The following is a 9886-nucleotide window of genomic DNA, read 5'->3' as shown; positions in this document are numbered from 1 at the left end:
CCGGTGAACCACACGCGCAGAGCCACGGACAAGGCCGTCGTCGTCGACAAGGTCCGCAAAACCTTCGGCGACTTCGTGGGCCTGCACGAGGTCAGCTTCGAAGTCGGCCGCGGCGAGGTGCTCGGCCTGCTCGGGCCGAACGGCGCGGGCAAGACGACCCTCGTCGACATCCTGTCCACCCTGAGCCAGCCGGACGGCGGCCGCGCCGTGGTCGCCGGTTACGACGTCGTCCACGAACCGGCCGGTGTCCGCCAATCGATCATGCTCACCGGGCAGCAAGTGGCGATCGACGACATGCTCACCGGAACCGAGAACCTGGTGATGTTCGGCCGGCTGTTCGGATTGACCAAATCGGCGGCCCGCGCCCGCGCTCAGCAGCTCATCGACGAATTCGATCTGGCGTACGCCGCCGACCGGCGGGTGAAGACCTACTCCGGCGGCATGCGCCGGCGCATCGACATCGCCTGCGGCCTGGTGGTACGGCCCCAGGTGGTCTTCCTCGACGAGCCCACCACCGGGCTGGATCCGCGCAGCAGGCAAAGCATTTGGGATCTCGTCGCCAAGTTCAAGGGCATGGGCATCGCCACGCTGTTGACGACGCAGTATCTCGAGGAGGCCGACGCGCTGGCCGACCGGATCGTGGTGATCGACCACGGGCGGGTCATCGCCGAGGGAACGGCCGATGAGCTCAAGGAGCGCACCGGCGGCAGCTACTGCGAAATCGTGCCGCGCCGCCTCGCGGATCTGCGGGCGATCGCCGACGTTCTCGGCCCCCTGCTCCCGGAGAAGATCCGGGCCGCTTTGACGCCCGATTCGGATCGGATCGCGATTCCCGCCCCCGACGGCGCCAACACGCTCATCGAGGCCGTCGGGCGATTGGCCGCCGCCAACATCGAGGTGGCCGATGTGGCCCTGCGACGGCCGTCGCTCGACGACGTATTCCTCGCGCTGACCGACGAATCCCCCATCGCGACCCAGGCCGTCGGGTGACCGCCGCCACGACCACCGAGCGCCGCCTGTCCACGCTGACGCAGTGGTGGGTCCTCACCATCCGGTTCGTCGCACCGACGTTGCGCAACGGCGAGCTGATCGTGACCGTCGCGTCGTCGGTCGTTTTCACGGCCGGCTTCTACATTCCGCTGCATCAGGTCATGGGCACCGCGACCAAGGGCATGTCGAGCAGCTACGCGCAATACGTGATGCCGTTGATCGCGCTGCAGGCGATCACCTTCGCCGCGATGTCGACGGCGTTTCGGGCCGCGACCGACTCGGTGCAGGGCATCAATCGCCGGTTCCGGTCCATGCCGATGGCCCCGTTCGCCCCGGTGGGCGCCCGCGTCTCGGCCGCGGTGTACCGGTGCACCGTTTCGGTGGCGGTGGCGGTGATCTGTGGCTATGTGATCGGGTTCCGGTTCCACCGCTCGGCGATCTACGTCGCCGCGTTCTGCGTGCTGGTGGTGGCCATCGGGTCGATGCTGTCGTTCGCGGCGGACCTGGTCGGCACCGGGACACGTAACCCGGAGGCCATGACGCCGCTGCTCATCCTGCCACCGTTGATCTTCGGACTGCTGTCCACCGGAGTTCAACCGGCGCAGCAGTTTCCGCACTGGATCCAGCCGGTCGTGCGCAACCAGCCGGTCTCCCAGTTCGTGATCGCTCTGCGCGCCCTGGCCGGCGACGCCGCCCCGTACGGCGGCCCGGTGACGTGGTCGGCGCTGGCGCCGACGCTGGCCTGGTTGTGCGGGTTGACCGTGCTGCTGATACCGACGTCGGCGATCGTATTGGCCAGGCGGGCGCGATGACCCTGCTCGCTGACTCCACCGATCTGGTCGCGGAACGGCCCCGCCACCAGGAGGACTCGGCGCGGGCGCTGGCGTCCCAAACCTGGGTCCAGACGCGCCGGATCCTGCTGCGCTGGGCGCGCGACCTGACGACGGTGATCGAGGCGCTGGTGTTGCCCGTCCTGTTCCTGCTGACGCTGAACATCATCCTGGGCAACGTGATCTCCCAGGTCACCGGCCACAGCGCGCTGTACGGCACCGTCCCGCTGAACGCGCTCGCCGCCACGATCAACGGCGCGGCGATCGGCGCGATCGGCCTCATCGGCGAGCGCTCCGACGGCCTGCTGCGCCGGCTGTGGGTGGTGCCCGTGCACCGCGCGTCAGGCGTGCTCTCGCGCATCACCGCCGAAATGATTCGGATCATGATCACCACGCTGGTCGTGCTCGGCGTCGGGATGCTGCTGGGGTTCCGCTTCCGGCAGGGTCTACTCGCGACCCTGGCCTGGCTCGGGGTCCCGCTGATATTCGGGCTGGCTTTCGCGACCCTGATCACGATGGTGGCGCTGTACACCGCGAACAACTTCCTGCTCGAAACCGTCACGCTGGCACACGTTCTCGCCGTGGTGTTTTCCACCGGCTTTCTGCCGGTTGACCAATTCCCGCGCTGGATTCAGCCGGTGGTCGCCCACCAGCCGATGAGCTACGCGATCGAGGCGATGCGCGGCCTGTCGCTGGGTGGCCCGGTGCGGTGGCCGATGATCGCCACGCTGTTGTGGGCCGGCGGCATCACCGCCGTCTGCATCGTGCCGACGCTGGTCGGCTACCGACGGGCCAGCACGAGCTGACAAGGTGGTAGAAGAATGTTTCCCGGATCCGTGATTCGAAAGCTGACGCGCAGCGAAGAGGTCTTCGCGGTCAACGAAACGTATTTCGCCTTCACCGCATTCGTCCACGGTCCCCTGGACATCGACGCGATGGCGGACGCCTTCGACGCGCTGCTCGAGGCCCATCCGGTGTTCACCGGCCGGCTGGAAAAGGGCGACGACGGCCGCTACCAGATCGTCGCCGAAGACCTCATGCACCCCGGCATCTGGGTGATCGATGACGACGCCGATCCCGCCGCGGGAATCCGGCTCGACCAGACGCAAACCCTGCTCAACCTCCGGTTGAAGCGCGGCGGCGAGCGCACCGAGCTGACGCTGTACACCCATCACAGCCTGGCCGACGCCCACCACGCATTCGGTCTCCTCGAGGAGCTGTTCTCGCTCTACACCGATGTCGTGACTACCGGCGCACCACCCCCGATCACGCCGCAGCCGGCGCCCGAATCGCTGGAGCTGTTGCTCGAACAGCGAGGCGTGACAAAGCAGCAGCGGTCCGGGCTGGAGAAGTTGTTCAAGGCGATGTTCGCCTACGATCTGCCACCCCAGCAGAAGCCGCCGGCGATGCCGGATCCTGATGCAATTCAACCTATTCCGATCGCGCGGATCCGGTTCACCGAAGAGGAGACCGCCGAGCTGGTGGAGTTCGGCCTGGCCAATCAGCTCAGCCTCAACTCCGTGGTGGCGGCGGCGATTCTGCTGGCCGAGTGGGAACTGCGCGACACGCCGCACATTCCGATCCCCTACATCTATCCGGTCGATCTGCGTTACCTGCTGTCACCCCCGGTAAGCCTGACCGGCAGCACGCTGCCGCTGGGCGTGGCCACCTATCTCGCCGAGATCAGGGCCGACACCGACCTGGTGGATTTGGCCCGCGGGATCGTGGAGTCCTTCCGAAACGACCTGTCCGACGGCGTGATTCAGCAATCGGCGATGCATTTCAACCTGCAGTACCAGGGCACCCCGGCCGGGCTGCCCCCGGTGGTGCTGTGCACCGACACCGGCACCATCCCCCCGCTGCGGGTGCCCGAGGAGATCGAGCTCGAGGACTTTCAGAGCGAGCTCTACTTTCCCACCCGCGCCCCCGTCGACCTCTACAGCGTCGGCACCTTCGCCAACCGGCTGTTCATCGAACACCACGCGCACCTGCCCGGACGCGAAAAGACTTTGGAGGCAATCCATTCCCGGCTGTGCTCGCTGGTCGACGAGGACAGCTGGGTGATGGAGTGAACCCCGCCGTCAGGATGCCGCGGCGGCGCCCTCCGCTTCGGCGACCAGCGTCTCGGTCAGGTGCAGGCTGAGCGAACGCGCGGAGTTGTAGGTCGCCACGACCTTGGGGGTGATCCGTATCCCGGTCTCGGCCTCGATGCGGGTCCGCAATTCGAGGTTGCCCAGCGAATCCAGGCCATGATCGGCGAACGGGCGGTCGGGATCGATCGCGCGCCGCAGGATCAGCCCGGTCTGCTCGGTGATGAGGCGCCGCAGCCGGGCCGGCCATTCGTCGGGCGGCAGCGCCCGCAGTTCGGCACGCAGCGTGGCGCCCTCACCGCCGTGCTGCTCCCCGGCGGCCTGGAAGGCCTCGGCGAACGGGCTGCGCGCCACCAGCGCGGCCAGCCACGGCGCGCCGGTCGTCGGGACGTAACCGGTGTAGCCCCGGTCGTAGCGGAGCAGCGTCTCGAACGCCCGCGCGCCCTCCTGCGGGGCGATCATCGTGGTACGGCCGCCGGCCGCCAGGAAGGTGGCGCGCCCGATCTCGCCCCAGGCGCCCCACGCGATCGTGGTTGCGGGCAGGCCCTGGCCGCGGCGCCAGTGGGTGAACCCGTCCAACCAGCTGGACGCCGCGGCGTAGGCGCCCTGGCCCGCCGAGCCGAACAGCGCGGCGACCGACGAGAACGAGCAGAACCAGTCCAGCGGCTGCCCGGCCGCCGCGTGGTGTAAGTTCCACACGCCGTTGACCTTTGGCGCCCAGTCCTTGTCGATCAGCTCGTCGGTGATGTTGGCCAGCACGGCGTCCTCGACCACCGCGGCGGCGTGCAGCACGCCGCGCAGCTGAAGTCCGGTCGCCGTGGCCGCGGCCACCACCCGGGCCGCGGTGTCGGCCTCCGCGATGTTGCCGCTTTCCACGACGACATCGGTCCCGTTCGCGCGGAGCCGTTCGATTGCCTGGCGCGCCTTGGGGGTCGGTGCGGAGCGGGCGGTCAGCACAATCCGCCCGCAACCGGCCTTGGCCATCTCGGAGGCCAGGAACAAGCCCAGCCCGCCCAGGCCGCCGGTGACGATGTAGGCGCCGTCGTCGCGGAAGACCGGGACCTGCTCCGGCGGCAGCACCGCGCGGGTCCGGCCGGTGCGGGGCACGGTGAGCACGAGCTTGCCGGTGTGCTCGGCGCCGCTCATCACGCGGATCGCCGTGGCGGCCTCCGATATCGGGTATTCGGTGCAAACCGGTTGGGGCAGATCGCCGTCCGCGATCCGCTGGTAGACCGCCCGCAACAGCTGTTGCACCCGCCGCGGGTGCGTCTTGGTCAGCAGGGCCAGATCGACGGCGTAGAACGTCAGGTTGTGGCGGAAGGGATACAGGCCCAACCGGGCGTCGTCGTAGATGTCGCGCTTGCCGATCTCGACGAATCGCCCGCCGTAGGCGAGCAGGTTCAGCCCGGCGCGCTGGGCGGCCCCGGTCAGCGAGTTGAGCACCAGGTCGACGCCGTATCCGTCGGTGTCGCGGCGGATCTCGTCGGCGAAGGCCGTGCTGCGCGAGTCGTAGACATGCTCGATCCCCATGCCGCGCAGCATCTCCCGTCGTTCCGGGCTGCCCGCGGTGGCGTAGATCTGCGCACCCACCATTCGCGCGATCGCGATCGCGGCCTGGCCGACGCCGCCGGTGCCGGAGTGGATGAGCACCTTGTCCCCGGCCGAGATGCCCGCCAGTTCGTAGAGCCCGTACCACGCGGTGCCGTATGCCGTCGCCGCGGCCGCCGCCGCGACCGCGTCCAATCCGGGCGGCAGGCCGGCGACGAGCCGGGCGTCACAGGTGACGAACGTGCCCCAGCTGCCGTTGGCGAACCCGGAGAAGCCGCCGACCCGGTCGCCGACGCGGTGCTCGGTGACATCCGCACCGACGCGGGTCACCACGCCGCCCAGGTCGAACCCCAGCTGGTGCGGCTCGCCCTCGAGGTCGGGGTAACGGCCTAGCGCGGCAAGGACTTCGGCGAAGTTGACGCTGGACGCGTCGATCGCGACCTCCACCTCCCCCGGCCCGGGCGTCCTGCGGTCCGCGGCGACGAATTCCAGCGTCTGCAGGTCACCGGGGTGACGGACCACCACACGCATCCGGTCCGTCTCGTGGTTGACCGTGGTGACCCGGCGTTCCTCGGCGCCCAGCGGCGTGCAGCGCAGCCGCGCCGTGTACCACTGCCCGCCGCGCCAGGCGGTCTCGTCCTCGGCTGAGCCGCACAGCAATTCGTGCGCCGCATGTTCGACGTCCGCGTCGCTCTCCAGATCGATCTGGGTGGTCCGCAGCTGAGGGTTCTCCGCGCCGACCACCCGCAGCAGGCCGCGCAGCCCGGCCTGCACCAGGTTCGGCTCGTCCGCGGGCCGCACGATCTGCGCCCGCCGGGTGATGACGTACAGCCGCGGCGGCGTCGCCGACATCTCCGGCAGGTCGCGGATCATGCGCACCAGATGGCGGACCTGCTCCCGGCCGTCGAGCAGGCCCTGCTCGTCCGGCTCCCCGGCCGGTGGCGGGCACACGATCACCACCCCCTCGAGGCCGTCGCGCACCGCGCCGCCGAGCCGTTCGGCGGCGGCCTGGTGGTCCGCCCGCTGCGGCCAGTTCAGCACGTCGCATTGCGCGCCAAGGGATTTCAGTGTGTCCGCGAGCGTCGACGTGAGCAGGTCGGCCTCGGCGGTGTCGATCAGCAGCCAGGACCCGGCGACCCGCTCGGGAACCGCCGGCAACGTCTGCTGCTGCCAGTCGATGGTCAGCAGCCGCTCGGCCATCAGCTCGTCGGCGCCGCCCCGGCTGAGCCCCATGCGCAGGCCCTGCACCGCCAGCAGCACCGCGCCGTCGGAATCCAGCACGTCGAGGTCGACGTCCACCGAGGACGCCGTCGCCGCGGCGAGCCGCAGGTGGCAGTAGCGGGCGCCGCGCGTCGGGCCGTAGCGGCGCAACCGCGCGACGCCCAACGGCAGCAGGCCGCCTTGCGCGGCCTCCTTGACGGCGGGATGCGCCAGCACGGTCTGGAAGCAGGCGTCCAACAGGGCGGGATGCACGCCGTAACCGCCCTGCTCCGCACGGACCGCGGCGGGCAGCGCGACCTCGGCCACCACGCTGCGGCTCTTGCCCTCGGCGGTGCGCGTCGACACCAGGCCGGTGAAGGCCGGACCGTACTCAACGCCGCGCTCGGCGAACGACTGGCGCAGCGCCGCACCGTCATTCCCCTGCGGGTGGGTGGCCAGCAGTGCGGCGACGTCGCGTCGCTGCGGCTGCTCGTCGACGACCGCGTGCAGCACGGCGGCCGCGCGGCGGATCCGCTCCCCGTCGCGATCGGTCTCCACCACGAACTCGGCAACGCCGGTGTCCCGGACCGAAGCCACCGCGCTCACCGGTGTCTCGTCGTCCAGCAGCAGCATCTCCTCGAAGCGGATGTCGCGGACCTCGGCGTCCGGCCCCAACACCGCCGCAGCGGCCGCCAGCGCCATCTCGCAGAAGCCGGCCCCGGGAAAGACCGCAAGCCCGTTCACCCGGTGGTCGGCCAGCCAGGCCAACGCCGCGGTGCCCACCCCGCCCTGCCACGCGTGGCGCTCCGGCTCCTCCGGCAGCCGCACGTGCGCGCCCAGCAGCGGGTGCACCTCGACCGTGAAATTCCCACGCGCGCGCGCCCCGTCGGCATCGATGAGCAGCCGCTGGTGGGTCCACGTCGGCAGCGGCGCGTCCACCAGCCGACCGCCGGGGTACAGCGCCGAGAAGTCGATGGCGGCGCCGGCGCTGAACAGATCCGCGAGGAAGCCCAACAGCCCATGCGGCACCGGTTGTTCGCGGCGCATGGCCGGCAGCGCGGCGATCCCGACGTCGGAGGCGGCGGCGTTCTGTTCGACCGCGCGGGTCAGCAGCGGGTGCGGCGACGGTTCGCCGAAGACGCGGTGACCATCGTCGAGGGCGGCCTGCACCGCCGCGGCGAATTTCACCGACTGACGCAGGTTGTCCACCCAGTAGCGGGCGTCGAAAGCCGGCCGTGCGCGCGGATCGTCAAGCGTGGCAGAGTAATACGGCACTTCGGGCACCGCCGGCGTCAGGTCGGCGAGTTGGGCGGCCAAGTCGGCCAGGATCGGATCGACCTGGGACGAGTGTGAGGCGACGTCCACGGCCACCTCGCGGGCCATCACCTCGCGGCCCTCCCACCCCGCTACCAGATCGCGCACGGCGCGCGTCGCCCCACCGATCACCGTGGAGTTGGGCGAAGCGACCACCGAGACCACCACGTCGCCGGCGCCGCGGGCGGCCAACTCCTCGCGCACCTGCTGGGCGGGCAGCTCCACCGAGGCCATCGCTCCCGCGCCGGCGATGCGGCACATCAACGCCGAGCGTCGGCAGATCACCTTGACCCCGTCCGGCAGCGACAGGGCGCCGGCGACGACGGCCGCCGCGATCTCGCCCATCGAGTGGCCGATCACCGCCCCGGGCCGCACACCATGGGCGCGCATCGCGGTCGCCAGCGCGACCTGGAAGGCGAACAGCGTCGGCTGCACCCGGTCGATGCCGGTGACCGTCTCCGGCGCCGACATCGCCTCAGTGACCGAGAAACCCGCCTCCGCCGCGATCAACGGCTCGGCCGCGGCGACGGCGGCGGCGAACGCCGGCTCCCTGGCCAGCAGCTCCGCGCCCATCCCGGCCCACTGCGAGCCCTGGCCGGAGAAGATCCACACCGGCCCGCGGTCGTCGTGGCCGGCGGCCGGCGCGTAAGGCGTGTCCCCGTCGGCGATTTCGCGCAAGCCGGCGATCAGCTCGTCGACGCTATCCGCGGTCACCGCGGTGCGCACCGTCCGGTGCGAGCGGCGCCGCGCCAGCGTGTAGGCCAGGTCGGCGGCGGACACGGTCCCCCGGTTGTCATCGATCCACTCGGCCAGCCGCCGCGCCGTGCGGCGCAGCTCGTCGGCGGAGGTGGACGACAGCGGGAACAGCAGCGGCCGTGGGCAGTCCGCGCCGCCCGTGTCGGCGGCGGTGTCGGGCGCCTGTTCGAGGACGGCGTGCACGTTGGTGCCCGACATCCCGAACGACGTCACCCCGGCCCGCCGCGGGCCGCCCTTGTCCGGCCAGGGGGTAACCTGCTGCGGCACAAACAATCCCGTTTCGAGGCGGGCGAGCTCGCCGGGCAGCCGGGTGAAGTGGGCCATCGGCGGCACCACGCCGTGCCGCAGCCCGAGCACCGCCTTGACCAATCCGACCGCGCCGGCCGCGGCCTCGGTGTGCCCGACGTTGCTCTTGGCCGATCCGAGCGCGACGCGATTGCCGCCGGCGCCGTAAACCTCGGTCAGGCTGGCGAATTCGAGCGGGTCACCCTTCGGGGTTCCGGTGCCGTGGGCTTCGACCATGCCGACGGTGGCCGGGTCGACTCCGGCCGCGCCCAACGCCGCCCGGTAGACCGCGGCCTGCGCATCGGCGGACGGCGTCGTGATCGTCTCGGAACGGCCGTCCTGATTGACCGCCGTGCCGCGGACCACGGCCAGGATGCGGTCGCCGTCGCGCACCGCGTCGGGCAGGCGCTTGAGCAACACCACCGCGCACCCGTCGGAGCGGACGAACCCGTCGGCCGCGACGTCGAACGTGTGGCAGCGGCCGGTGGGCGAGAGCATGCCCTGCGCCGACGCCGACGCCGACACCCGCGGATCCAGCACCAGCATGGCGCCACCGGCCAGTGCGAGATCGCTCTCGCCGGTGTTCAGGCTCGCGCACCGGTGTGTTCGTGGGGATGTGCCAGCAGGACTACACGCTGATGAGCGGCGACGCGGGCGTGATGGAGGACGCCTACGGCTACACGTGCACCCCGTTCAGCATGGCCTCCGGCCGGATCGCCTACGGGTTGGGTTTGGTGGGCCCGGCCATCACGCTCGACACCTCATGCTCGTCCGGCCTGCTCGCCGTCCACCTGGCGTGCGCGAGCCTGAACACCGGCGAGAGCGATCTCGCACTGGCCGGTGGCGCCATGCTGGTGCTGGATCCGCGGGTGT

Annotated in this window: 5 protein-coding genes and 1 pseudogene; 5 read left to right on the top strand and 1 reads right to left on the bottom strand. The window is 70.8% G+C overall.

Annotated features, from left to right (window positions below):
• Positions 1–3 precede the first annotated feature (3 nt).
• Genes A5681_RS16755 through A5681_RS16740 form a run of 4 tightly spaced genes read left to right on the top strand, consistent with a single transcriptional unit; the run spans position 4 to position 3892 of the window.
• Positions 4–990 (top strand): daunorubicin/doxorubicin resistance ABC transporter ATP-binding protein DrrA, encoded by a 987-nt coding sequence (locus A5681_RS16755; RefSeq protein ID WP_067277152.1) that lies wholly within the window; start codon positions 4–6, stop codon positions 988–990.
• The gene (locus A5681_RS16750; protein WP_067277148.1) at positions 987–1802 is read left to right on the top strand and encodes an ABC transporter permease; all 816 of its coding nucleotides are present in this window, start codon (positions 987–989) and stop codon (positions 1800–1802) included. Before A5681_RS16755 ends, A5681_RS16750 begins: the two co-directional genes overlap by 4 nt.
• Positions 1799–2626: an ABC transporter permease gene (locus tag A5681_RS16745; RefSeq protein ID WP_067277143.1), complete on the top strand. Its 828-nt coding sequence runs from the start codon at positions 1799–1801 to the stop codon at positions 2624–2626. Before A5681_RS16750 ends, A5681_RS16745 begins: the two co-directional genes overlap by 4 nt.
• Positions 2627–2641: 15 nt before the next feature.
• Positions 2642–3892 (top strand): phthiocerol/phthiodiolone dimycocerosyl transferase family protein, encoded by a 1251-nt coding sequence (locus A5681_RS16740; protein WP_067277140.1) that lies wholly within the window; start codon positions 2642–2644, stop codon positions 3890–3892.
• Positions 3893–3901: 9 nt separating this feature from the next.
• On the opposite strand, the pseudogene pks2 reads toward A5681_RS16740, so the two are convergent.
• Positions 3902–9652, bottom strand: a pseudogene (pks2, locus tag A5681_RS16735) (sulfolipid-1 biosynthesis phthioceranic/hydroxyphthioceranic acid synthase); the annotation flags it as partial.
• Here pks2 and A5681_RS16730 point away from each other — a divergent pair.
• The coding region (locus A5681_RS16730) for a beta-ketoacyl synthase N-terminal-like domain-containing protein (RefSeq protein WP_419866334.1) at positions 9652–9886 on the top strand (235 nt) is incomplete at its 3' end. The pseudogene pks2 and the gene A5681_RS16730 overlap by 1 nt on opposite strands.

The organism is Mycobacterium scrofulaceum, assembly GCF_001667885.1.
Classification (GTDB): Bacteria; Actinomycetota; Actinomycetes; order Mycobacteriales; family Mycobacteriaceae; genus Mycobacterium; species Mycobacterium scrofulaceum_C.
The sequence above is the reverse complement of the archived record's forward strand: the minus strand, read 5'-3'. Positions and strand labels throughout refer to the sequence as shown.